This is a genomic window from Methylobacterium goesingense, assembly GCF_022179225.1.
GTDB classification, from domain to species: Bacteria; Pseudomonadota; Alphaproteobacteria; order Rhizobiales; family Beijerinckiaceae; genus Methylobacterium; species Methylobacterium goesingense.
On sequence record NZ_BPQL01000011.1, the window covers coordinates 20,789 to 43,401 of the forward strand.

Sequence of the window (22,613 nt, forward strand, 5' to 3'; positions counted from 1 at the left end):
TCAGGTGCCCGAGGGGCCGAGGGTGCGCGGCGCCGGGCTGACGACGGCCGGGGCGCCGCTGCGGATCTCGTAGATCGCGAGAGCGCGGTCGCTCGGGCCGTCCGGCCGGAACCGGAAGGTGCCGTCGATGCCCGAGAAGCCGGACGGGTTGGTGAGAGTGGTGTCGGCGAAGCGCTGCGAGCCGTATTGCCGCGACAGGGCCGCCAGGAGCGACACGGCGTCGTAGGCAAGCGTCGCCACGCGCGGTGGGGCGCTGCCGAAGCGCGCCTGATAGCGCTGCGCGAAGCCGTTGAAGCCGGCAGCATCGGGGGCGGCGTACCAGCCACCCTGGAGCGCCGGCAGGGCATAGACTCGCGGATCGCCCCACACTGCCGTCCCAATTGGCCGGACGCGGGACGGCGAGAAACCCGCTTTGGTCAGCGTCGCCGCTGCCGCGCCGAGGCCATCCGGGGTGTCGGGCAGGAACAGGGCATCGGCCTGGGCGCCCGGCCCGGTGATCAGGCTCGAAAGCCGCGCGACGGCGGCTCCGGGATTGCCGGCCGGGTACCGCTCGATGGCCACGAGGCGGGCCCCCTTGCGCGCCACAGCTTCGCGGAACTGCGCCTCCACGGCGTTGCCGTAGGCGGTCTCGGGGATCATCGCCGCGAAGGATTTGCGCCCGGATGCCACGGACTCGTCCACGATCCGGTCGACCTCCGCTTGCGGCAGGAAGCTGAGCAGGTAGGTCCCGCGCGCGGCGACCCCCGCGTCGGTGGAGAAGGCGATGAGCGGCTTGCCGGCGGACCGGATCACTGTCGCGGCCGCCTGGACGTTGGTGGCAAACAGCGGCCCGAGCACGAGTTCGACCCCGTCCGCGACGGCCGACTGCGCCGCTTCGCGGGCACCCTCCGGCGACCCGCGATCGTCCTTCACCAGGATCTGCAGATCAGGCTTCTGGAAATCCTCGATCGCGAGTTCGGCGGCGTTGCGCATCGCGGCGCCCACGGCCGAGCCCGGTCCGGAGAGCGGCACGATGAGCGCGACCTTGACCGAACCGGTTCCGATCCGGCTTCCCGCCACGGGGGGCGGAGTGTCCGGGGAGGGGGCATCGGCGGGCGCTGCAATCGGAGCGGGCTCGCGCGCGACACGAGCCCCGCCATCCGGACCACCGACGCAGGCAGCCAACGCAACGACCAGCAACGCACCTGCCGCGGCCGGCGCGAACCATCGCGCGGCTCCGGTTTGCCGCCTGTTCGTGCACGCCATCGAAGGCCCCCCTGTCGCCGGCAGACGACCCACGCTTAAAGTTTAGAGCCCAAAAGTAAATGTGAGCTCACCCCGTCCGGCGCATTCCGCCGGGGGGGTGGAACGTGGCAAGGTCCCGCCATGACGCAGAAGACCGATACCCGGCCCCGCCGCCGACGCGACCCGGCGGATGCAGGCACGAAGCCGCCCGCGACCTTCACCGCCTTCGGGCTGGCGGCCGAAGCGGAGGCCATCGAACCCGGGCTGCACGTGGTGGCGACGCCGATCGGCAACCTCAAGGACGTCTCGTTCCGCGCCCTGGCGACGCTGGCCGCCGCCGATACCGTCCTGGCCGAGGACACCCGTGTCACCCGCACGCTGTTGATGCATTACGGGATCACGACGCCGCTGGTGGCCTATCACGAGCATTCGAACGCGGCGGTACGCGAACGGATGGTTGCGCGCATGCTCGCCGGGGAAGCCCTGGCGCTGGTCTCGGACGCGGGCACGCCGCTGGTCTCCGATCCCGGCTTCAAGCTGGTCCAGGCCGCCATCGAGGCCGGGGTGCTGATCACTCCGATTCCCGGGCCCTCGGCGGTGATGACCGCCATCGTGGCGGTTGGCCTACCGACGGACCGCTTCTTCTTCGAGGGGTTCCTGTCGGCGAAATCCGGCGCCCGCCGCAACCGGCTGGAGACCCTCGGTCAGATCCCCGGCACCCTCGTGCTGTTCGAATCGCCTCATCGCCTGCCCGAGATGCTGGTCGATGCCGCCGAAACCCTCGGCGGTGCCCGCCCTGCCGCCGTGGCCCGCGAGCTGACCAAGCTCTACGAGACGATCCGACGCGGCAGTCTGGCCGAGCTTGCCGCGACCTTCGCCGAAGAAGGGCCTCCGAAGGGTGAGGTGGTGGTGATCATCGGCACCCACGATGCGGCCCCCGACGCGGCCGAGACCGATGCGGGGATCGATGCGGCCCTCGCCGCGGCTCTTGCCCGGCACTCGATCAAGGATGCGGCGACCCTGGTGGCGGAGGAGACTGGCCAGCCTCGCCGCGTCGTCTATGCCCGTGCCCTCGCCCTGGCGCGCCGCGACGATGCGTGAAGCAGGGGAGCACCGGCGCGTTACAGAGCGACGCGGGCGCTCGGCCGAGACGCTGGCCCTGGTGGCCCTGATGCTGAAGGGGTACCGCCCCCTCGGCACGCGCTTCCGCGCGGCGGGCGGGGAGATCGACCTCATCGTCCGGCGGGGCGACACGGTCGCCTTCGTGGAGGTCAAGGCGCGCGGCACCCTGATGGCGGCTCAGGGTGCCATCGATGCGCAGAAGGTGGCGCGTTTCTCGCGGGCGGCGCGGGCCTGGATCAGCCGCCACGCGACCTGCGATGCCGCGACGTTCCGGGCCGATGCGGTGTTCGTCTCACCGGGCGCCTGGCCCCGGCACGTGGTCGACGCCTTTCCGGTCGGCTGAGGTCAGACGGGCGTTCTCAAGCCTTTGCGGCGGCGACGGCGGCGATGAGCGTGCGCTTGAGGTCGGCCTGACTGAAGGGCTTCTGCACGACCGGACGGTCGCGGAAAGGCTCGCGGATCCCGGCGCCGCCATACCCCGTCGAGAACACGATGGGCAGATTGCGCTTCACGATCGCCTCGGCCACCGGATAGATCGGCTCACCCGCGACGTTGACGTCGAGGATAGCCACCTCGAAGCTCTCGGTCTCGGCCATTTCAAGGGCCGTCGACAGGCGCGCGGCCGGACCGACGACCGTGCAGCCGAAATCGAGCAGCATGTCTTCGAGAAGCATCGAGATTGCGGCTTCGTCCTCGACGACAAGCACGCGAGCCCCATTGAGAAGGTCTTCGTCCACTTGAGCACTCACGCCGGGGCTTCTTCCCTTCGATTCGTTCGGAATTCCGGAAGACCTTCCAGGAAGGCCATTCGCGGGTTCGCTCCCACCGTGTCCGATCAGCGCCGCGCGTCGCGGACGATACAGTCTCCGCGCGGCGCCGGAGGATGGTTCGACCACCTCGGCAGAGAGCGAGCCGTCGCCCGTTCCGACTGGCGTGTCAAGCACCGAGACCCCGGCAAACCCTGTCTCGAAGGCCGCAATGTTACGGGCTGATACATTTCTTGGCGGTTCGCGCTTTCGGGTACGGTGCGCGCCTCGGAGCGCAAATAATCTATGTTAAGCAGTCATTTCTCGGCGCGGTCTGTGTTGCGGCGATCCGTCCTCGGTGGCCTTGGGCTTCTGGCTTGGCGCGCCGGCACCCCCGCCCTGGCCGAAGCCCCCCTCGTCGTTGCCTCCAAAAGCGATACCGAGGGCGCACTCACCGGAGCGATGATCGCGCAGGTGCTCGACAGGCTCGGGCTTCCGGTGACACGCAAGCTCGGCCTCGGTCCGACCCTGATCGTGCGGACCAGTCTTCTGTCGGGCGAGGTGACGATCTATCCCGAATACACGGGCAACGGCGCATTCTTTACCGGCACTGAATCCGACCCCGTCTGGAAGTCGCCGCAGGGAGCCTACGAGACGATCCGCCGCCGCGACGCGGAGCGCGGTCTCGTCTGGCTTCAGCGCGCGCCGGCCAACAACACCTGGCTGATCGCGGTGAACGGCGACCTCGCCCGGCGCGAGGGCTTGGCGACGATGGTGGATTTCGCGGGCGCCGTGCGACGTGGCTTGATCCGCCTCGCCGCCTCCACCGAATTCGTCGAGAGCCCGGCCGCTCTGCCATCCTTCGAAGCCGCCTACGGCTTCACCCTGCCGCTCGACCGCATCATCAGCCTTCCGGGAGGCGACACCGCGGTGACCGCACGCGCGGCGGCACAGGGCATCAGCGGCGTGAACGCCGGCATGGTCTACGGAACGGACGGTGCGCTCTCGGCCCTGGACCTGATCGTGATGAGCGATCCCCTGGCCGCGCAGATCGTCTACGAGGTCGCACCGGTGATTCGAGCCGACGCTCTCGCGCGGCACCCCGGTATCGCGCCGGCCCTGGCGCGGGTCTTCACCACCCTCGACGCTCCGACCCTGCGCCGCCTCAACGCCCGCATCACCGTCGACGGCGCGGTGGCCGAGTCCGTCGCCGAGCGATACCTCTCGGAGAACGGACTGCTGCCGTGAGGATGTTCGCTTTGCCTTTGGCCCTCCCGTTCGGTGTCCACCCGTCGCGGAACCTCCCTCGTCTCGCGGGTATCGCCTGGACTTGCGCCCTCGCCCTGGCGCTGTTCGGCCTGCCCGTACTCAGCATCGCCGAGAACCGTCTGGCGCTGGGGCGTCCCGTCCTCGGTCTCCAGGCGCTCGGATGGCAGGCCTGGCTGATCCTCGCCCTGGGCGTCGCCGGCCTCGTGATCCCGAGCCGCCAGGCGTCAGGATGGCGGAGCGGGTTCGCCGTTGCGGTCTTCGCCCTCACGATCCTCGTGCTCGGCACCGGCCTCGGCCGTGGCGCGATGCAGGCGCTCGTGGGTTTCCCCCCTGCCGCGCGGGCGAGACTGGACGGCGGCGCATGGCTTGCTCTCGCCCTCCTCGCGGGCGGGCTCGGTCTGGCATTGCGCCGTGCCCGGGCGCCGTGGCTCGGGCGCGCGACGGTGGCGGCCCTCGTGCTCGGCGTCGTCCTGCTGGCGCGCTCCGGTGCCGTCGATGCCCTGTCCTTGGCCGTCGAATACGCGGCGCGCCGCCAAACGGTGAACGCGGCCATCGGCGAGCACCTCGCCCTGTCGGGTGCGGCCCTGGCGTTGGCGCTCGCCGGGGCCGTGCTGCTGTCGCTGTGGCGCCGAGGGCAGGGCCTCGTGGCGATCGTTCTGAGCGGCATCCAGGTGGTGCCGGCCGTGGCCCTCCTCGGTGGCCTCGTCGCCCTGACCGGCGGCCTCCTGCGCGCCGCCCCGGCCCTGCGGGACCTCGGCGTGTCGGCCCTCGGCGCGGTCCCCGCCATCGTCGCCATCGCGGCCTACCTGCTGCTGCCGCTCTGGCGGGGGCTCGCCCTCGCTCTGCGTTCCCCCGACGCCGCAACCCTGGAGGCCGCCGGAGCCCTCGGGCTCACCCCCACGCAGACTCTGTTCGGCGTTCGCCTGCCGCTGGGGGCGCCGATCCTCGTGGCCGCCCTGCGGGTCGCCGCCGTGCAGGCCGTCGGCCTCGCGACCCTCGGCGCGCTGGTGGGTGCCGGCGGTCTCGGCCGGATCGTCTTCGACGGCATGGCGCAGTTCGCCCCGGACCTGATCCTGCTCGGGGCGATCCCGGTGATTACCCTGTCTCTGGGAGCCGAGATCGGCTTGAGCCGGATCGAGGCGGCGGTGCGCCGACGCTGGCACGCCTGATGGACCGCGCTGCGCAGCCGACCGTCCGTCACCCGGCCTTGGGTCTCGCCGTCACCGGGCTGATCCTCGCGGGCATCAGCCATCCGGCCGCCGCGAGCTTGATCGCCGCCGCTCTCGGAGAACCGGCCCGGCGGCCCCTCGACGTGGGGCGCCTCCTGGCCTTGAGCCTGCAGCACGTCTTCCTCGCCGGCGCGGGGCTCGCCCTCGTCACGATCCTGGGCGTCGGGCTCGGCATCTTGGTGACCCGCCGGGCCGCGAGCCCCTGGCGGCCCATGGTCGACGCGATCGCGGCAGGCGCGCAGGCCGTTCCGCCGGTGGTGGTGGTGGCGCTGGCCCTGCCGGTGCTCGGGTTCGGCGGCCCGCCGACCCTGCTGGCCCTCGTCGCCTACGGAATCATGCCGGTCCTGCGCGGCACGGTCGGCGGGATCGAGGGCGTGGCACCGGATATCCGCGAGGCCGGCCGGGCGGTCGGCCTGACCCGCCTTCAGATCCTGACGCGGATCGAACTGCCCCTGGCCGGGCCAGCCATCGTCGAGACTCTGCGCACGGCCCTCGTGCTCGCCGTCGCCACGGTCGCGGTCGGGGCACTCGCCGGGGCCACCACACTTGGCACGCCGATCGTCGCCGGCCTGCAGAACCAGAACACCGTGCCCATGCTCCAGGGCGCGGCGGCCACCGCCGCCCTGGCGTTCCTCGGCGAGGCCGCACTCCTCGCCCTGGTTTCGGCTTGGGGCGCTATTCGTCCTTGAAGACCACTTCGGCGCCGCGGGCGACATGCGTGGCGAGGTCGCGCGCATCCCAGTTGGTGAGCCGGATGCAGCCGTGGGATTCGGTCTTGCCGACCTTCTCGGGTTCGGGCGTCCCGTGGATGCCGTAGGAGGGAATCGACAGGTCGATCCAGACGATCCCGACGGGATTGTTCGGCCCCGGCGGAATCGTGAACTTGGTCTTCGCCTTTACGCCCGCGAACTCGTATTTCGGGTTGTAGGTGTAGGTCGGCACGAATGCGACCCCCTCGACCTTCGCCTTGCCGGAGGGGGCCGGCTTCTCCTCGCTGCCGATGGAGGCGGGATAGAACGCCACCAGCCGGCCCGCCTTGTCGAAGGCCAGGACGTTGCGGCTTCCCTTATCGACCTCGATCCGGGTCACGTCCTTCGCGTCGGCCGATTTTTCCTTGGTTTCCGCGTCGGTTTTCGGCTTGCTGGTGTCCAGCGGCGGTACGGCGGCCACCTGGAGCACGGTACCGGCCTTGGCAAAATCCGCTCCGGGATTCAGGGCAGAAAGCAGGTCCGGCGACATGTGGAAGCGCTCGGCCAGCATCTCGCGTGCGCTGGTGTAGCCCAGCGCGTCGAGGTCGGCCTGATCTTCCATCTTGGGCGGAATCCGGTCGACGAACGGCCCGGCCACGTCCGCGTCGCTCAAGGTGTATGCCGTCAGCACCGGATCGGCGCTGGTCGCCTGAAGCTTGTCGGCGAGGTCGGCCTCGAGCGCTCCGCCCGACTTCAAGCCGTTGGCCGCCGCGAAGGCCGCGAGCGCTCCGCGCAGGTTGTCGCCGTCGCGCCCGTCGATGGCGCCGGGGGAGAAGCGGGCGCGATCCAGCAGAACCTGCGCCTTGATCAGCGCCGGAACGGTACGCTTCGCGGCGCCGCCCTTCGGGGCCTCCGTCTTGCCCGCCTCACCCTTGTCGCCCGCCTGCGCCAGGGTCGCCCCCTCGACCGCCTCCCGGGTCAGGGCGGGCGCCTCCTCGGCATCCTTCGCGACCGCCGGGACCGCGATCCAGGCCAAGGTCAGCGCGGCCAAGCCGCCGCCGATCGTCCGTCCACCCATCCGCACCGGAAACTCCCGCACCATCGCATTGCAACCACGAGGGTAAGGCGGATCGTCCCTCCGGCGTTCCGTCACCTATTGGCAGAGGCGGTGACCGGCGTTGCGCGCGCGCTCGTCGAGGTGGAGGTGGTTGGCATGGGCCGGGTCCGTGCCGGGGCCGAGCACCGTGCGGAAGAAATCGCAGGCCCGGGTGCGTACCGCCGTCAGGAACACCGCTTCCGGCGAGCCCTCGGGTGCCGGCGCGACGCTGATCGCCGGGCGCCCCGCGAAGCTGAAACCCATCACGTCGACCCCGTTGGCGAAGCTATGCTCGCTCAGCTTGGCATCGGGATCATGATTCTGGCCCCGGCACTCGTAGGACGTCCCGATCGCGAGACCCTTCAGCGGCTGGCCTAGGTCACGCTGGGCGGCGACCTGTACCTCCGTCGTCCAGCGGGCCAGGGACTCGGCTGCCTCGCAGACCAGGGTGACGGGTGGGGCCAGGGCGAGGTCGTCGGCGAGCGCCGTGACCTTCAGGGGCTTGGCGGCCCCGCACTGGCCGTTGGAGATCGGCGGCAGTGGTTCGAACCGGGCACCGAGGCGTTCCAGTCGGCGCCGGCAGGCGCTGTCGTCCACCGGCGTCACGGTGATGGCGAGGGCGGTGCCGGCGAGTTCCGGCGGGCGCGGCGGCGGCACGGGCGTCTCACCGGTCTCCGTGGGCTTCACGGACGCGCCGGGCCCCGTCGCCTCGGCGAGTTTCGTCGCCTCGGAAGGCTTCGCTGTCTCGGGAGACTTGGCCGCCTCCGAAGGCTTGGCCGCGTCGGGAGACTTGGCCGCCTCAGAAGGCTTGACCGCATCGGACGTCCTGCCTCCATCGACGGGCCGGGGGAGATCCGTGGGCCGTTCGGGTGGAAGCGGCGTCACGACCGGATCGGGCGCGGCCGGCGCCCCGAGTTCGGCCGGGCGTGCCGGCGGCACAGGCGGCGGCATCGGGATCGCAGTGGCGTCGGAGGGGACCACCTTCTCCTGCGCACGCGCCACGATGACCGGGCAGGTGAGCAGGACCGGCGCTGTCAGGGCCACCAGAAACAATCCGTGCAGGCGCATCGCGTCTCGATCCTGGTGCGGCCCTCCGTTGCGGTGGGACGGTGCGTTCGGACCGGACGATCCAGGGGTTTGCGGCCGTCCGCAAGGGCACGCCGACCACGTCCGGCGGCAATCGACGGGCTGGGCCGAGTTTGCGCTTTCGCCGCGCGCGCTTACCTTGGCGCAGAGCATCAGACGCTGAGAACGTAAGGAATCCGGATGACCTCTGGTACGCCCGCCGACACGCGCGACACCGAAGCCCCGACGGCGGCGATGGGGCCTTTCGCCGAAACCGCGTGGGCGACGCCGCACGGCCTGCCACCCTTCGAGCGGATCACCCCCGCCCATTATCTGCCGGCCTTCGAGGCGGCCCTGGCCAGCCACAGCGCGGAGATCGCCGCCATTGCGGGCGAGAGCGCACCGGCCACCTTCGCCAACACCGTCGAGGCGCTGGAACGCGCCGGGCAAGCCCTCGACCGGGTGGCCTCGGTGTTCTTCAACCTCAGCGGCAGCCACACCAACGCGGAACTCCAGGCGGTGGAGCGTACCATCACCCCCCGGCTCGCCCGTCATGGCAGCGCGATCTACCTCAATGCCGATCTCTGGGCGCGCATCTCGGCCGTGGATGCCGAGGCCGAGGGGCTCAGCCCTGAGCAGGCCCGCGTGCTCGACCGCTACCGGACCCGCTTCCGGCGGTCCGGCGCCGACCTCGCGCCGGAGGCCAAGGCCCGTATGGCCGAGATTGCCGCCCGCATGGCCGAACTCGGCACCAGCTTCAGCCAGAACCTGCTCGCCGACGAGGGGGCCTTCGCGCTTCCCCTCGAGGGCGAGGACGATCTGGCCGGCCTTCCAGCTTTCCTACGTTCGGCCGCCGCGGCGGCGGCGGAAGAGCGGGGCGGCGACCACGGCCACGTCATCACCCTCTCGCGCTCGCTGATCGAGCCGTTCCTGGTGTTCTCGACCCGACGCGACCTGCGCGAGAAGGCCTACGAGGCCTGGATCCGGCGCGGCGAGAACGGCGGCGAGACGGACAATCGCGGTCTGATCGCCGAGATCGTCTCACTGCGGGCCGAGCGCGCGCGCCTGCTCGGCTACGAGAGCTTCGCCCATTTCAAGCTTTCGGACACGATGGCGGGCTCGCCCGACCGGGCGATGGACCTCCTGCGCAACGTCTGGACCCCCGCCCATCACCGCGCGGCCGCCGAGCGCGACCGGCTCCAGGCCCTGATCCAGGCGGAAGGCCATAACTTCGCCCTCGCGCGGCACGATTGGCGCCACTACGCCGAGAAACTGCGGCGGGCCGAACACGACCTCGATGCCAGCGAGATCAAGGCGTACCTGCCGCTCGACGGCGTCATCGCTGCCGCGTTCGATACGGCGACCCGACTCTTCGGCCTGCGCTTCGCGGAACTCAGCGACGTGCCGCGTTACCATCCGGACGTGCGCGCCTGGGCGGTGCACGACGCGGACGGCTCGGAGATCGGCCTGTTCCTCGGGGATTACTTCGCCCGCGCCTCGAAGCGCAGCGGTGCTTGGATGAGTGCGTTCCGCTCGCAGGAACGTCTGGCGGGGGATATCAAGCCCATCATCGTCAACGTAATGAACTTCGCCAAGGCCCCGGACGGTGAGGCGACGCTTCTGTCCTTCGACGATGCCCGGACGCTGTTCCACGAGTTCGGCCACGCCCTGCACGGCCTCCTCTCGGACGTGACCTACCCGTTGCTGGCGGGCACCGCCGTGGCGGGCGACTTCGTCGAGCTTCCGTCGCAGCTCTACGAGCATTGGCTGGAGCAGCCGGAGGTCCTGCGCGCGCACGCCAGGCATCACCGCACGGGCGAGCCCATGCCTGAGGATCTGCTCGCCCGGCTGCTCGCCGCCCGCACCTTCAACCAGGGCTTCGCGACGATCGAGTACACCTCCTCGGCCATCGTCGACATGACCCTCCACCTGTCGAGCGCGGGCGAGGAGGGCCTCGACGTCACCGCCTTCGAGACGGACGCCCTCCGGCGCATCGCCATGCCGGCCGAGATCGCGATGCGCCACCGCACGCCGCATTTCGCGCACATCTTCTCGGGCGACGGCTATGCGGCGGGCTACTACAGCTACCTCTGGTCCGAAGTGCTCGACGCCGATGCGTTCGACGCCTTCCGGGAGGCCGGCGACATCTTCCATCCGGAGACGGCGGCACGCCTGCGCAAGTACGTCTACGGGGCCGGCAACCTGCGCGATCCCGGCGAAGCCTACACCGCGTTCCGGGGGCGGTTGCCCAGCATCGACCCGCTCCTGCGCCAGCGTGGCCTCGCCGCTTGAACGGAGAAATCGCCCGGTATGGTAACGGTTTCGTAAAGAAGCACGCTTAACCAATGCTTCCTGCGGACACAGGAAGCATCGGTCATGTCGGATAAGATCCTCGCGTCGTCGGCGGAAACCTCGCCCGAGGTCCTGCTTAAGCAGGCGATCCTCGGCGCGCGCGCCTCGGCCGAGAAGGCCGACAAGCCGTCCGCTCCGGTCGGGCGCTCGCTCCGCTTCAAGGCTCATCCGGCCTTGATCTCCACCGTGGCGATCGCATTCGGCGCGATGCTGGGCGCGGGTGCGATGGGCTTGGCCGCTTCGGGCACGTCCGGCCAGACCGAGACCGTCGGCCAGCTTCGCCTACAGTTGGACGCGATGCGGGCGGAGTCCGGGCGTCAGGCCGAGCGCCTGACGAAAAGCCTCGCGCAGCTTCAGGACATTACGGACGCGGCCCGCTCCGAGGCCAAGACCCGCAGCGCGACGCTGAGCGAGCGCCTCGGCCGCGCCGAACAATCGCTTTCCGCCAAGATCACCGCCACGGGCGATCGCCTGGAACAGGCGGAGAAGGACCAGACCGCGCGCCTCGCCGCTCTCACCACGCAGATCGAGAAGCGCGCCGCCGCGCCGACACCGACGCCGGTCGCGGCCCCTCAGGCCGCGAAGTCCACGCCGCCTGAACCGACCGAAACCGGCAGCCTGGCGGACAAGCCGAAGGCCGCACCGACCGAGAACTGGGCCGTGCGCGAAGTCTACGACGGCGTCGCGGTCTTGGAGGATCGCAAGCGCCGCCTCGTCGAGGTCGGGCAAGGCGATACAGTGCCGGGCCTGGGCCGGGTGGAGGCGATCGAGCGTCGCGGCAAGGCGTGGGTCGTCGTCACCAAGCAGGGTCTGATTACGCCGCAGGCGTGGTGAGCCCGCGCAAAGCGCTACCCTCAGAGGGACTGCGATTCGACCTGAGGCTCGGCGTTCCGCAAGGGAAAACGCGGCTCGATCGTCGCCGGATCGGCGATCAAGGCGCCTCGGGCGGCGCGAGCACGCCCATGCGTGAGGGCACGCGTCCGAGCTTCCGCAGACGGATGCAGGAGGGCTGCGAGGAAGGCCGCGCCTTCAAACTCGGTGTCGAGATTCTTTGCTTCGAAGACAGGCATGGCAGCCACCGGACCCAGGGTCCCGTCGGTCTCCCGGTGGGAGTCCAGACCCTGTCATTGGCAGAGAACGGGGATAACGGCGATAAGTTCCGAGGACCCTCGAATATTTACCGTTAATTCACTTCTGCACTGCGCTGAAGATTAGTGCGGTGCGGCAGCGCACGCGATTACAGTCTTCGCGCCGTTCGAGGGTGCTTCACTCCGCCACTGCCGGCCTATCGTTTCAGGTCGCATCCGGAGACCGGCCTCACCAAGAAGGCGAACTGATCCAAGGCGTTCAGGCGATATCCGCACGCAGAAGTTCGGTGTTGGCCGCGAATGCCGCCATGGCCCCTTCCGCCGCCGCCACGACAGCGAACTGGACCCGCCGGGACGCATCACCCGCCACGAACAATCCCGATACGTTGGTTGTCTCGTACGCGCCGGTCGGCACGACTCCCTTTTGTGTCAGGTCGCAGCCGAGCTGGGTGATGAGGCGGGACGGGTCGCACGGCATCGGCATCAGGAAGACCGCGTGGCAGGGCCGGGTGCCGCCATCCTTGAAGACGATGCGATGCGGCTGCTCTCCGTCGCCTTCCAGACGCCGAATCGCCGTTTCCACGATGGTGACGTTCTTGCGCTCCAGCTGGTCGCGGTCGCGCGACGAGAACGCCGTGGTCTTCGCATCGGTACAGAGGGTGACGTCGCGGCTCCAGACCGTGAGTTCGAGGGCCATGCCCTTGGCCGCCGCGCCGTGGGCGTAGACGACGAGGGGTCGGTCCCGGTTCTCGTAGCCGTCGCAATAGGGGCAGGAATGGACTCCGTGGCCCCAGTAAGCCGCGAAGCCTTCCACGTCCGGGAGAGCCTGATGCAAGCCCGTGGCGAGGATGAGCTTGCGCGCTTCCGCCTCCGTCCCATCCGACAGGGTCACGGCGAACCCGTCTTCCCGGCGCTGGGCCGCCACCACTTCGACCTCGCGGCGCACGACGGTGTGGTAGCGCGCGAGGTCCGCCTCCGCTTTGGCCCGCAGGACGAGGGGAGGCGTTCCATCACGGGTGAAGACGCCCCAGGTGCGCGCAGTGACGGCGTTACGCGGCGTACCGGCGTCGCAGAGGAGCACGTCGCGTCGGCATCGGCCCAGGATGAGGGCCGCGTTAAGGCCGGCCGGGCCGCCGCCGACGATGATAACGTCGTGCATGTCGTGTCGCTCCGGAACGGGTATGCCGCCCGTTCAACGAATCCCGACCCGATGATGTTCGAACGGTCTTGGCCCGCCCATGAAAAAGGGCGCTCGCGCGCCCCTCTCCGTCCTTATCGTGTCACCTGAACTCAGGCGGCGGTCGGCGCCTTCACCGGGATGCCCTTCTCGGACAGGAACTGGTGCAACTCGCCCGACTGGAACATCTCGCGGGTGATGTCGCAGCCACCGACAAACTCGCCCTTCACGTAGATCTGCGGAATGGTCGGCCAGTTGGAGAAGGCCTTGATGCCGTCGCGGATTGCCATGTCGTCGAGGACGTTCACACCCTTGAACGGCACTTCGAGGTAGTTGAGGATCTGCACGACCTGGCCCGAGAAGCCGCACATCGGAAATTGTGGCGTGCCCTTCATGAACACGACCACGTCTTGGGACTCGATCTCGGCTTTGATGGCGGTGTTGGCGTCGGTCATGGTGTCGATCCTCTCGGGTATCACAGTGATTTAGTGATGATCGGCTGGCCTGTTCAAGGCCGAGGCGAGGCGCTCCAAGGCCCAATCCATCGTGAAGGTCTCGGAAACGAGTTCTTCGGGTGTGAACGGGATCGTGTCGGGCAGACCGACGACGAGACGATCGTCGAACATCCGGAGGGAGGCTTCCGCCTGTAACTGCGCCGTCTTCCACAGCCATGACCAGTCGATCCGCTGCCGCATGCCGGGCGCGTAGGCCCGGCAGGCCGCGGCATGAAAGGCAACCACCTCGGATCGCCAGGATCGGGTCGACTGGGCGCTCGGCGCTGACATGTACTTGAGCACGTGGATGAGCATCTGCAGGAGCTTCTGCTCCACCGCACTGACCTGGGACCGCCCTACGCTCTCGATCTCCTCCGCGACGTTTTCCCAATCGAGGATATTCGACAGCTCGGGTCGGCGCGCGAGTTTGCGCAAGCTCGAAGCCTGCTGCTCGGCCCAGGTCACGATGTCGTCGTCATAAAGGCTCGGCTGGTCCATGCGGTCCGCCTCCGGTCGGGAGACCTCAATCCTGCGGGACACCCGTGGTCAGCGCAAGGGCGTGCAGCACGCCCCCCATCCGGCCCTGGAGCGCGCCGTAGACCATCTGGTGCTGCGCGACCCGGGTCTTGCCCTTGAAGGCCGCGGACAGGACCGTAGCGGCATAGTGGTCGCCGTCCCCGGCCAGATCCTTGATCTCGATCCGGGCGTCGGGCAGCGCCTCGCGGATCATCGCCTCGATCTCGCGCGCATCCATCGGCATCGGGTTGACTCCTGACGATCGGGAAAAGGGGCTTTAGGCGGGAACGCCCGCCGGCTGGCTCGCCATATAGGCCGGCAGCCAGCCCTCGTGGGCCTCGCGCAGGGCGGCCACCGATATGGTCTCGCCATGCGGCAGGGTCAAATGGTCGTTCCCCGTGATGCCGATCACGCTGGCCGGGATGCCCTGGGCGGAGGCGCTGTAGAGCAGGTCGGGCGCGGTCTCGGGGTCGACGGCCAGCAGGTAGCGGGCCTGGTCCTCACCGAAGAGGTAGGCGTGGGTGGGCAGACCCGGCGGAACCTCCGGCAGGGCGGCACCGATGCCGCCGGCCATCGCCATCTCGGCGAGGGCCACGGCGAGACCGCCGTCGGACAGGTCGTGGACGGTGTCGACGAGGCCGGAGGTGATCAGGCCGCGCACGAAGTCACCGTTGCGGCGCTCGACGGCGAGATCGACGGGGGGCGGCGCGCCCTCCTCGCGCCCGGCGATGACCGAGAGGTAGACCGACTGGCCGAGCCAGCCGGCCGTCTCGCCGATCAGCACGAGCATGTCGCCGGCGCGCTTCAGGTCGATCGTGGCGTGGCGCGTCACGTCGTCGAGGACGCCGACGCCACCGATGGTCGGGGTCGGCAGGATGCCGACGCCGTTGGTCTCGTTGTAGAGCGAGACGTTGCCGGAGACGACGGGGAAGTCGAGGGCCTTGCAGGCCTCGCCGATGCCCTTGAGACAGCCGACGAGCTGGCCCATGACCTCGGGCTTCTCCGGGTTGCCGAAATTCAGGTTGTCGGTGATGGCGAGGGGCTTGCCGCCGACCGCCGTGATGTTGCGCCAGGCCTCGGCCACGGCCTGCTTGCCGCCCTCGACCGGATCGGCCTCGCAGTAGCGCGGGGTCACGTCGGCGGTCATGGCGAGGCCGCGCGGGCCATCCTCGACCCGCACGATGGCGGCGTCGCCGCCCGGCTTCTGCACGGTGTTGCCGCCAATGAAGTGGTCGTACTGCTCGTAGACCCAGCGCTTCGACGACAGGTCGGGCGAGCCGACGAGGCGCTTCAGGGCCTCGGCGCTGCCTACGCTTTCGGGCACGTCGGCGGCGGCGAGTACCGGCTTGTGGGTGTTGGCGATGTGGGGGCGGTCGTACAGGGGCGCCTCGTCGCCGAGTTCCTTGATCGGCAGGTCGGCCATGACGACGCCGTCGTGCTTCACCACGAAGCGAAGCGTGTCGGTGGTGTGGCCGATGATCGCGAAATCGAGGCCCCACTTCACGAAGATCGCTTCGGCCTCCGCCTCCATGCCGGGCTTGAGCACCATGAGCATGCGCTCCTGGCTCTCGGAGAGCATCATCTCGTAGGCGCTCATGCCTGTCTCGCGGGCCGGGACCTTCTCGATGTGAAGCTCGACGCCGAGGTCGCCCTTGGCGCCCATCTCGACGGCCGAGCAGGTCAGGCCCGCGGCCCCCATATCCTGGATCGCGATCACGGCGCCCGAGGCCATCAGTTCGAGGCAGGCCTCCAGCAGCAGCTTCTCGGCGAAGGGGTCGCCGACCTGCACGGTCGGACGCTTGGCTTCGGAGGCGTCGTCGAACTCGGCCGACGCCATGGTGGCGCCATGGATGCCGTCGCGACCGGTCTTCGAGCCGAGATAGACGATCGGATTACCCACGCCGGTGGCGGCCGCGTAGAAGATCGCGTCGGTGCGGGCGAGGCCCACCGCCATGGCGTTGACGAGGATGTTGCCGTCGTAGCGGGGGTGGAAGCCCATGGCGCCGCCCACCGTCGGCACGCCGAAGGAATTGCCGTAGCCGCCGATGCCCGCGACGACGCCGGAGACGAGGTGGCGGGTGCGCGGATGGTCCGGCGAACCGAAGCGGAGCGCGTTCAATGCCGCAATGGGGCGGGCCCCCATCGTGAAGACATCGCGAAGAATGCCGCCGACGCCGGTCGTCGCGCCCTGGTAGGGCTCGATGAAGCTCGGGTGGTTGTGGCTCTCCATCTTGAAGACGCAGGCGAGGCCGTCGCCGATATCGATGACGCCCGCGTTCTCGCCCGGCCCCTGAATGACCCAGGGCGCCGAGGTCGGCAGGCCGCGCAGGTGCTTGCGGGAGGACTTATAGGAGCAGTGCTCGTTCCACATCGCCGAGACGATGCCGAGCTCGGTCAGGGTCGGGTCGCGCCCGATCAGGCCACGGAAACGATCGTACTCGTCCGGCGTCAGACCGTGCTGGCGGACCAGTTCGGGGGTGATCGGAACATCGTTGCGGAACATGCGACCCCTCTCGGGCCGGGCCCGCATCCCGGGTCCGGCCGTGACGGCTCTAGAGCGGAACGGCGCGCCCTGGCAACCGCCGATCATGAATCGAATGTCCCATGCCTTCTAAACCGCGACGTGATCCGCAGCCAGACGCCCCTTCGGCTGCTCCCGCACGTCGCGCCAGCGGTCGATCAAACCGTGGATCGGCTCGGGGCCCGCCACGAAGACGACGTAGTCGAAAGCTTCCGGGTCGCGGCTCGACATGAGAAGCTGGAAGTGCATGCGGAACAGGTTCCACTTGCGCCGCGCGATGATCCGCTTCTCGATGAGATCGTCGATCTTGACGTGGATCTCCACCGGACGATGGTCCGCGGGCGCGGGCAGGTTCGAGGCGCTCAGCGGGTTGCGCTGATGCACCGAGAGCCAATCCCACTTCGCCCGGACGTCGAGCCAGCCGATCGCGTCGCTGGCCGCCACCCTGGCAAGAGCGTCCCGGGTTTCCGTGGCCAGAGGGTCGAGGGTGATCCACGGGATCACGCTGCCGATGCTCACGAAGGAGACCGGCGTCCCGCGCGTGCCGAATTCGGGGTCGCGGGCGAGCACCCGGTCCAGGGCCTCGAGGCCGAGGAAGCTCGACGACGAATGGCCGATCACCACGATCTCGGAAGCGCCCGCCTCGGCCGCCCGGATGATGTCCGCGAAAGCGTCGAGCCTGGCACGCATGCGGGGCTCGACGCCACTGGCGTGGTCGTGGGTGAAGGCCGTGTCGTCCACGAGATGCGCCACGTAGAACGGCTTGCCCCGCGTCAGCCGCATCAGCAGGGCCAGGACCGCGTAGGCGAGGAGGGGGGCGGCGAACAGCGACCAGGGCCGGACGCTCTCCGGCAACAGGGCAAGGACAGCGGCCGCGAGCGCGAGGCTTAAGGTCAGCAGGAGCCCGTAGATGACATGGACGCCGAAGATGACCCGGGCGAAGCGTCGGGCCTCGCGCCGGAAGGGTGCGACATACCCGCAGCGCACGAGGCGCCACCACAGGGCGGGCACCTCGCGGAGCCGCCGTAGGTTCGAACGCGGGAAGCGGGCCCGGACGATGTCGTCCCAGCGCAGCAGCGTGTAGCGGGTCGCGTGCCCGTCCAGGGTGACGTCCCAGTCGAGGGCCAGATCGTCAGGCCTGCGAACGGGATCGGACACCGTGATGCTCAAGGCACGCCGGACCGCGGCCAGCCGGCTTTCCCGCCGAAACAAGCCCCAATAGGTCTCCGGCTCGCGCGGGTCGAAGCCCGGCATGTAGAAGACCTGACGTTTACGGGGCGAAGGCGCCTCTGAGGCCGGAGCGAGGGGGGATTGGGCGATGACGGGTCGTTCCGATTCGGGGGCTCACGGCCGGCGGCCGCGCCCGTCCCTACACGAAAGGCGCGCCGCGCGACGAGTGCGAAAGCGCATCAGGCGCATCCCGACCGGACCTCACCGCAGCGCGGGCGCATCCGCCAGGAATTCGGCGATGGCCGCGACGAAGCGCTCGCCATAGGCCTCGCGCTTCCGCTCGCCGACCCCGTGCACGGTGCGCAGCGCGTAGAGATCGACGGGTTTGGTGCGGGCCATCTCGATCAACGTGCGGTCGGGGAACACCATGAAGGCGGCGATACCCTCGGTACGCGCGATAGTGGCGCGCAGACCGCGCAGATGCTGGAACAGCGCCTCGGTGGCCGGGTCGAGGTCGAGGCTCGCGTCATCGCGGGACGCCCCACGCTTCCGGTCGCGGGGCTCGGCCACCTTCGGCTCGGGGTCGGGGCGCATCTGGATGGCCTCGCGGCCGAACAGGATCGCCTCGCCCTTATCGGTGAGCGAGAGGCCGCCGAATCCATCGCCGTTCTCAGTCACGGCGCCTGCCGCGAAGAGCTGGCGCAGCATCGCGCGCCAGGCGGCGACGGGCTTGTCGGCCCCGACCCCGAAGGTCTTCAGTGCCGTGTGGCCGTTGCGCCGGATCGTGTCGGATTCCTTGCCGTGGACGACGTCGCAGACATAGGCCGCGCCGAAGCGCTGGCCGGTGCGCACGATGGCCGAGAGCAGCTTCTGGGCCGGCACCGTGGCGTCGATGAGCGAGACGCCCGAACGGCAGAGGTCGCAGCGCCCGCACGGCTCGCTCGCTTCGCCGAAATAGCCGAGCAGGGACTGGCGTCGGCAGGTCGCCCCCTCGCACAGCGCGATCATCGCTTCCAGCTTGCGCCGCTCGACGCGGCGGCGCTCGTCCGGCACCTCCTTCTCGTCGATCTGGCGGCGGCGCAGCGCCATGTCGTCGAGGCCGTAGATGGTCAGCGTGTCGGCGGGCAGGCCGTCACGACCGGCGCGGCCGATCTCCTGGTAATAGCCCTCGACGTTGGAGGGCATGTCGGCGTGGCAGACGAAGCGTACGTCGGGCTTGTTGATGCCCATGCCGAAGGCGACGGTGGCGGTCATCACCACGCCGTCCTCCTGCAGGAAGGTGTCCTGGTTTCTCATGCGCGTGCCCTGGTCGAGGCCGGCGTGATAGGGCAGGGCGTTGAAGCCGTCCTTGGCCAGCATCTCGGCGAGTTGCTCGGTGCGCTTGCGGGACGAGCAGTAGATGATCCCGCTTTCGGAGCGGCGCGGGCGCAGGAAACGCTCGATCTGGCGGGTCGGGTTGTCCTTCGGCGCGAAGGTCAGGCGGATGTTCGGCCGGTCGAAGGAATGGACGAAGGCCTTGAGCTCGCGGCCCGCCGGAAACAACCGCTCGGTGATGTCGGCTCGGGTCGCCTTGTCGGCGGTGGCGGTGAGCGCGACGGTCTGGACGTTGCCCAGCGCCTCCCGGGCCCGGGCGAGGTCCCGGTATTCGGGACGAAAATCGTGCCCCCATTGCGAGACGCAATGCGCCTCGTCCACGGCGAGCCGCCGGACGCCAGCGCCGCGCAAGGCGTCCATCAGGCCCTCCATCATCAGCCGCTCGGGCGAGACGAAGAGCAGGCGCAGGTCGCCGGCCCGGATCTGGCGCCAGGTCTCCCGGGCCGTCGCCTCGGCGACCGACGAATTCAGGGTCGCGGCGGCGACACCGAAGCCGAGCATCTGCTGCACCTGATCGTGCATCAGGGCGATGAGCGGCGAGACCACGACCGTCAGCGAGGATTCCACCAGCGCCGGTAGCTGGTAGGTCATCGACTTGCCGGAGCCCGTGGGCATCACCGCGAAGACGTCCGTGCCGTCGAGGACGGCGCCGATCACCTCGTCCTGGCCAGGCCGGAAATCGTCGTAGCCGAAGGTGGTCTTCAACGCGGCGCGAGCCTCGTCGAGGCGGCTTGTCATGGGCATCCTGGCCTGAAGTTGAGCGGGCGGGCCGCTGGCGGCGCCGGTGTGTCGGCGACACGCCGGACGCGTCTACACGGGCGAAGAGTCGGTGGCGGGGACGGCATAATGCCTCTGGGCATCCGAAGCGAGGAGGTCAATCACCTCGCCGAGACGGCGGCTGGCGTGTTCGAGAGCGCGATCTCGGCCGGGGAGGAGGCAGACGCCGCCCTGTTCGCGTGCCTCGATGCCGCCGAACGACCAGCAACCTCGGCGCTGGCGATCTGCGCGCCCGCTTGCGCTTATCTGCCGCGAGGAGCGTCGCTCAGTCGCCGCGTCAGCCGTTCAGGTCTGCGCGATCCGCCCATCCGCGACCTTGACCATATCGGCGCGCCCGTCCAGTTCGCCGAACAGCGCCGGGTCCGCCCCCGTCATCCAGACCTGACCCTGCAGGGCTTCGAGGGCGTCGAACAGCCCGGCGCGCCGGCGCGGATCGAGATGGGCCGCGACCTCGTCGAGGAGAATCACCGGCGCCAGCCCGCTCATGGCCTGGACGAGGCGGGCATGGGCGAGGACGAGGCCGATGAGCAGCGCCTTCTGCTCGCCGGTGGAGGCAGTGGCGGCCGGCACGTCCTTGGGGCCGTGGCGGACCACGAGGTCGCTGGTCTGGGGACCGTTGAGCGTCCGCCCCGCCGCACGGTCGCGGGCGCGGCCCTGGCGCAGTGCCATGCGGAAACGGTCCTCCGCCTCCAGCGCCGGCCAGACCGCCACGAGGTCGTCGAGGTCGCCCTCCAGGCGCAGGCCGGCCCAGGGGAAGGGCTGGGAATCGTCGCGGCCCTCGGCGATGAGCCGGTCCAGGCGCTCTGTCGTCTCGCGACGGGCCAACGCCACCGCGACCCCGAGTTCAGCGACCTCGCGCTCGATCGCGTCGAGCCACTGGCCGTCGTTCGGCCGCTCATCCAGCAGGCGGTTGCGCGAGCGGAGCGCCCGCTCCATCGCGTTGACGCGGGCCCCGTGCGTCGTGTCGACCGCGAGCACGAGACGGTCGAGGAAGCGGCGGCGGTCGCCGGCCGGCCCTCGGAACAGGCCGTCGAGGTCCGGGGTCAGCCAGACCACGCGCAGGAATTCCGAGAAGGCCACGGGTGAGGGCGCGGTGGCGCCGTCGATTCGGCAGAGGCGGGCGGCGCGTCCGTCGAGCCCGGGCGGCTCGTAGCCGGTCCCGATCCGATGCTCGGCCTCGTCGCCCGCCAGCGTCATCGAGACCGCGAATCCGCCGGGGCCGCCGGCACGCGGCATGGCCGCGAGATCCGCCCGGCGCAGGCCGCGTCCCGGCGAGAACAGCGAGATCGCTTCCAGGAGGTTGGTCTTGCCGGCCCCGTTCTCGCCCACCAGGGCGACGAAGCGGCGGTCGACCGCGAGGTCGAGGTCGGCGTGGTTCCGGAAATCGCGGCAGATCAGACGGGTGAGGCGCACCCGGCTGCCCTTAGCCGATCGGCCCGGGCCTGTCTCGCTCCGCGACGCCCGCGCGTGACGGTTACACCCGCATGGGCATGAGCACGTAGAGCGCGGGCGCGCCCTCGCGGTCCTGGATCAGCGTCGGAGAACCGGGATCGGCGAGCTTGAACAAGGCGGTGTCGCCCTCGAGCTGGCTCGTGATGTCGAGAAGGTAGCGGGCGTTGAAGCCGATATCGAGGGCCGGCGCGTCGTAGTCGACGTCGAGCTCCTCGGTGGCGCTGCCGGAATCCGGGTTGTTCACCGAGAGCGCGAGGCGGCCCTCCTGGACGGCGAGCTTCACCGCGCGCCCGCGCTCCGACGAGATGGTCGAGACGCGGTCCACGGCCTTGGCGAAGACATCGCGCTCGACGGTGAGGCGCTTGTCGTTGCCCGATGGGATCACGCGCTGGTAGTCGGGGAAGGTGCCGTCGATCAGCTTCGAGATCAGCACCACGCCGCTGGCGAACTTGAAGCGGATCTTGGCCGGCGACAGGTCGATCTCGACGCTCTCGCCCCCGTCGTCCACGAGCTTGATGATCTCGGCCACAGCCTTGCGAGGCACGATGATGCCCGGCATCTCGCGGCTGCCTTCGGGGGCGTCGATCTCGACCCGGGCGAGGCGGTGTCCGTCCGTCGCCACGGCCCGCATGCGCAGGGCGCCCTCGGACTCGATCGTGTGCAGGTAGATCCCGTTGAGGTAGTAGCGCGTCTCCTCCGTCGAGATCGCGAACTGCGTCTTCTCGATCAGGCGCTTGAGGTCGGAGGCCGCGATGACGAAGCGGGTCGGCAGCTCGCCGGCCGCGAGGTCGGGGAAGTCACCCTCGGGCAGCGCGCCCAGGGAGAAGCGCGAGCGCCCGGATCGGATCGTCATCTGGCCGGTCTCGCCGCTAGTCTCCAGGGAGACCTGCGCGCCGTCCGACAGCTTGCGCACGATGTCGTAGATCACGTGCGCGGGCACCGTGGTGGCGCCTGCGTCCACGACATCGGCGGGGATCGTCTCGGTCACCTCGATGTCGAGGTCGGTGGCGCGTAGCTCCAGGCCATTGGCGCCCCCGCGCAGCAGCACGTTGGACAGGATCGGAATCGTGTTGCGGCGCTCCACCACCCGGTGCACGTGGCCGAGCGACCGAAGGAGGGCCGCACGCTCGACAGTCACTCTCATGGTCTGAACTCGTGGTCTCTCGTCGGCGCTGCCGGAACGAGCGCGGCATCCGCGCTCAACCCCTCGCGTGCGCCCTGGCACCGTGGCCGCTGAACTTGGCGAAGCCAC

21 protein-coding genes are annotated in these 22,613 nt (G+C 69.8%); 7 read left to right on the forward strand and 14 right to left on the reverse strand.

Going from position 1 to position 22,613, the window contains the following annotated elements; all coding sequences use genetic code 11:
• Nucleotides 1–1,245, reverse strand: a complete 1,245-nt coding sequence (locus tag MFF30_RS01965; RefSeq protein WP_238275914.1) for a penicillin-binding protein activator — start codon at nt 1,243–1,245, stop codon at nt 1–3.
• 120 nt (nt 1,246–1,365) lie between these two features.
• Here MFF30_RS01965 and rsmI point away from each other — a divergent pair, with 120 nt between their 5' ends.
• Nucleotides 1,366–2,325, forward strand: coding sequence for a 16S rRNA (cytidine(1402)-2'-O)-methyltransferase (rsmI, locus tag MFF30_RS01970; protein ID WP_238275916.1), 960 nt, complete (start codon nt 1,366–1,368; stop codon nt 2,323–2,325).
• Nucleotides 2,318–2,689 carry a YraN family protein gene (locus MFF30_RS01975; protein ID WP_238275918.1) on the forward strand — a complete coding sequence of 124 codons (372 nt, stop codon included), beginning with the start codon at nt 2,318–2,320 and terminating at the stop codon, nt 2,687–2,689. The genes rsmI and MFF30_RS01975 overlap by 8 nt, the downstream gene beginning before the upstream one ends.
• A 16-nt stretch (nt 2,690–2,705) precedes the next feature.
• Here MFF30_RS01975 and MFF30_RS01980 read toward each other — a convergent pair whose 3' ends face one another.
• On the reverse strand, nt 2,706–3,095 hold the full coding sequence (locus MFF30_RS01980; RefSeq protein WP_238276015.1) for a response regulator: 390 nt from the start codon (nt 3,093–3,095) through the stop codon (nt 2,706–2,708).
• A 303-nt stretch (nt 3,096–3,398) separates the two neighbouring features.
• On the opposite strand from MFF30_RS01980, the gene MFF30_RS01985 reads away from it, so the two are divergent.
• Genes MFF30_RS01985 through MFF30_RS01995 form a run of 3 tightly spaced genes read left to right on the forward strand, consistent with a single transcriptional unit; the run spans nt 3,399 to nt 6,279 of the window.
• On the forward strand, nt 3,399–4,340 hold the full coding sequence (locus MFF30_RS01985) for a glycine betaine ABC transporter substrate-binding protein (RefSeq protein WP_373320825.1): 942 nt from the start codon (nt 3,399–3,401) through the stop codon (nt 4,338–4,340).
• Nucleotides 4,341–4,351: 11 nt separating this feature from the next.
• Nucleotides 4,352–5,530, forward strand: coding sequence for an ABC transporter permease subunit (locus tag MFF30_RS01990; RefSeq protein WP_238275920.1), 1,179 nt, complete (start codon nt 4,352–4,354; stop codon nt 5,528–5,530).
• Entirely contained in the window at nt 5,530–6,279 is a 750-nt protein-coding gene (locus MFF30_RS01995) for an ABC transporter permease (RefSeq protein ID WP_238275922.1), read from the forward strand. Before MFF30_RS01990 ends, MFF30_RS01995 begins: the two co-directional genes overlap by 1 nt.
• Here the strand turns inward: MFF30_RS01995 and MFF30_RS02000 are convergent.
• Nucleotides 6,266–7,357 (reverse strand): L,D-transpeptidase, encoded by a 1,092-nt coding sequence (locus MFF30_RS02000; protein ID WP_238275924.1) that lies wholly within the window; start codon nt 7,355–7,357, stop codon nt 6,266–6,268. The two genes, MFF30_RS01995 and MFF30_RS02000, sit on opposite strands and share 14 nt — an antisense overlap.
• Nucleotides 7,358–7,432: 75 nt before the next feature.
• Nucleotides 7,433–8,326, reverse strand: a complete 894-nt coding sequence (locus MFF30_RS02005) for an extensin-like domain-containing protein (protein ID WP_238276025.1) — start codon at nt 8,324–8,326, stop codon at nt 7,433–7,435.
• 315 nt (nt 8,327–8,641) lie between these two features.
• On the opposite strand from MFF30_RS02005, the gene MFF30_RS02010 reads away from it, so the two are divergent.
• Together MFF30_RS02010 and MFF30_RS02015 are read left to right on the forward strand one after the other, a co-directional pair.
• Entirely contained in the window at nt 8,642–10,732 is a 2,091-nt protein-coding gene (locus MFF30_RS02010; RefSeq protein ID WP_373320827.1) for a M3 family metallopeptidase, read from the forward strand.
• An 84-nt stretch (nt 10,733–10,816) separates the two neighbouring features.
• Nucleotides 10,817–11,626: a hypothetical protein gene (locus tag MFF30_RS02015; RefSeq protein WP_238275926.1), complete on the forward strand. Its 810-nt coding sequence runs from the start codon at nt 10,817–10,819 to the stop codon at nt 11,624–11,626.
• Nucleotides 11,627–11,646: 20 nt separating this feature from the next.
• Here MFF30_RS02015 and MFF30_RS02020 read toward each other — a convergent pair whose 3' ends face one another.
• From MFF30_RS02020 to dnaN, 10 genes are all read right to left on the reverse strand, one after another.
• The gene (locus tag MFF30_RS02020; RefSeq protein ID WP_238275928.1) at nt 11,647–11,862 is read right to left on the reverse strand and encodes a hypothetical protein; all 216 of its coding nucleotides are present in this window, start codon (nt 11,860–11,862) and stop codon (nt 11,647–11,649) included.
• A 277-nt stretch (nt 11,863–12,139) separates the two neighbouring features.
• Nucleotides 12,140–13,039 carry an NAD(P)/FAD-dependent oxidoreductase gene (locus MFF30_RS02025; RefSeq protein ID WP_238275930.1) on the reverse strand — a complete coding sequence of 300 codons (900 nt, stop codon included), beginning with the start codon at nt 13,037–13,039 and terminating at the stop codon, nt 12,140–12,142.
• Between the two features lie 131 nt (nt 13,040–13,170).
• A complete protein-coding gene (gene grxD / locus MFF30_RS02030; RefSeq protein WP_238275932.1) occupies nt 13,171–13,512 on the reverse strand; it encodes a Grx4 family monothiol glutaredoxin in 342 nt (113 codons plus the stop codon).
• A gap of 30 nt (nt 13,513–13,542) precedes the next feature.
• Complete coding sequence (locus MFF30_RS02035; protein ID WP_238275934.1) at nt 13,543–14,049, reverse strand: DUF29 domain-containing protein; 507 nt, start codon at nt 14,047–14,049, stop codon at nt 13,543–13,545.
• 25 nt (nt 14,050–14,074) lie between these two features.
• A complete protein-coding gene (locus tag MFF30_RS02040) occupies nt 14,075–14,311 on the reverse strand; it encodes a BolA family protein (protein ID WP_056095688.1) in 237 nt (78 codons plus the stop codon).
• Between the two features lie 33 nt (nt 14,312–14,344).
• The gene (gene purL, locus MFF30_RS02045; RefSeq protein ID WP_238275936.1) at nt 14,345–16,570 is read right to left on the reverse strand and encodes a phosphoribosylformylglycinamidine synthase subunit PurL; all 2,226 of its coding nucleotides are present in this window, start codon (nt 16,568–16,570) and stop codon (nt 14,345–14,347) included.
• A gap of 108 nt (nt 16,571–16,678) precedes the next feature.
• Nucleotides 16,679–17,842 carry a hydrolase gene (locus tag MFF30_RS02050; RefSeq protein ID WP_238275938.1) on the reverse strand — a complete coding sequence of 388 codons (1,164 nt, stop codon included), beginning with the start codon at nt 17,840–17,842 and terminating at the stop codon, nt 16,679–16,681.
• A gap of 177 nt (nt 17,843–18,019) precedes the next feature.
• Nucleotides 18,020–19,870 carry a DNA helicase RecQ gene (gene recQ / locus MFF30_RS02055; RefSeq protein WP_238275940.1) on the reverse strand — a complete coding sequence of 617 codons (1,851 nt, stop codon included), beginning with the start codon at nt 19,868–19,870 and terminating at the stop codon, nt 18,020–18,022.
• Between the two features lie 324 nt (nt 19,871–20,194).
• Nucleotides 20,195–21,322, reverse strand: a complete 1,128-nt coding sequence (gene recF / locus MFF30_RS02060; protein WP_238275942.1) for a DNA replication/repair protein RecF — start codon at nt 21,320–21,322, stop codon at nt 20,195–20,197.
• A gap of 61 nt (nt 21,323–21,383) precedes the next feature.
• Nucleotides 21,384–22,505, reverse strand: a complete 1,122-nt coding sequence (gene dnaN, locus MFF30_RS02065) for a DNA polymerase III subunit beta (RefSeq protein ID WP_238275944.1) — start codon at nt 22,503–22,505, stop codon at nt 21,384–21,386.
• Between the last annotated feature and the right edge of the window lie 108 nt (nt 22,506–22,613).

Coding starts and splice junctions, on each gene's coding strand:
- MFF30_RS01965 (WP_238275914.1), bottom strand. CDS start 1,245: ATGGCGTGCACGAACAGGCGGCAAACCGGAGCCGCGCGATGGTTCGCG.
- rsmI (WP_238275916.1), top strand. CDS start 1,366: ATGACGCAGAAGACCGATACCCGGCCCCGCCGCCGACGCGACCCGGCG.
- MFF30_RS01975 (WP_238275918.1), top strand. CDS start 2,318: ATGCGTGAAGCAGGGGAGCACCGGCGCGTTACAGAGCGACGCGGGCGC.
- MFF30_RS01985 (WP_373320825.1), top strand. CDS start 3,399: ATGTTAAGCAGTCATTTCTCGGCGCGGTCTGTGTTGCGGCGATCCGTC.
- MFF30_RS01995 (WP_238275922.1), top strand. CDS start 5,530: ATGGACCGCGCTGCGCAGCCGACCGTCCGTCACCCGGCCTTGGGTCTC.
- MFF30_RS02000 (WP_238275924.1), bottom strand. CDS start 7,357: ATGGGTGGACGGACGATCGGCGGCGGCTTGGCCGCGCTGACCTTGGCC.
- MFF30_RS02005 (WP_238276025.1), bottom strand. CDS start 8,326: ATGCCGCCGCCTGTGCCGCCGGCACGCCCGGCCGAACTCGGGGCGCCG.
- MFF30_RS02010 (WP_373320827.1), top strand. CDS start 8,642: ATGACCTCTGGTACGCCCGCCGACACGCGCGACACCGAAGCCCCGACG.
- MFF30_RS02015 (WP_238275926.1), top strand. CDS start 10,817: ATGTCGGATAAGATCCTCGCGTCGTCGGCGGAAACCTCGCCCGAGGTC.
- MFF30_RS02020 (WP_238275928.1), bottom strand. CDS start 11,862: ATGCCTGTCTTCGAAGCAAAGAATCTCGACACCGAGTTTGAAGGCGCG.
- MFF30_RS02025 (WP_238275930.1), bottom strand. CDS start 13,039: ATGCACGACGTTATCATCGTCGGCGGCGGCCCGGCCGGCCTTAACGCG.
- grxD (WP_238275932.1), bottom strand. CDS start 13,512: ATGACCGACGCCAACACCGCCATCAAAGCCGAGATCGAGTCCCAAGAC.
- MFF30_RS02035 (WP_238275934.1), bottom strand. CDS start 14,049: ATGGACCAGCCGAGCCTTTATGACGACGACATCGTGACCTGGGCCGAG.
- MFF30_RS02040 (WP_056095688.1), bottom strand. CDS start 14,311: ATGCCGATGGATGCGCGCGAGATCGAGGCGATGATCCGCGAGGCGCTG.
- purL (WP_238275936.1), bottom strand. CDS start 16,570: ATGTTCCGCAACGATGTTCCGATCACCCCCGAACTGGTCCGCCAGCAC.
- MFF30_RS02050 (WP_238275938.1), bottom strand. CDS start 17,842: ATGCCGGGCTTCGACCCGCGCGAGCCGGAGACCTATTGGGGCTTGTTT.
- recQ (WP_238275940.1), bottom strand. CDS start 19,870: ATGACAAGCCGCCTCGACGAGGCTCGCGCCGCGTTGAAGACCACCTTC.
- dnaN (WP_238275944.1), bottom strand. CDS start 22,505: ATGAGAGTGACTGTCGAGCGTGCGGCCCTCCTTCGGTCGCTCGGCCAC.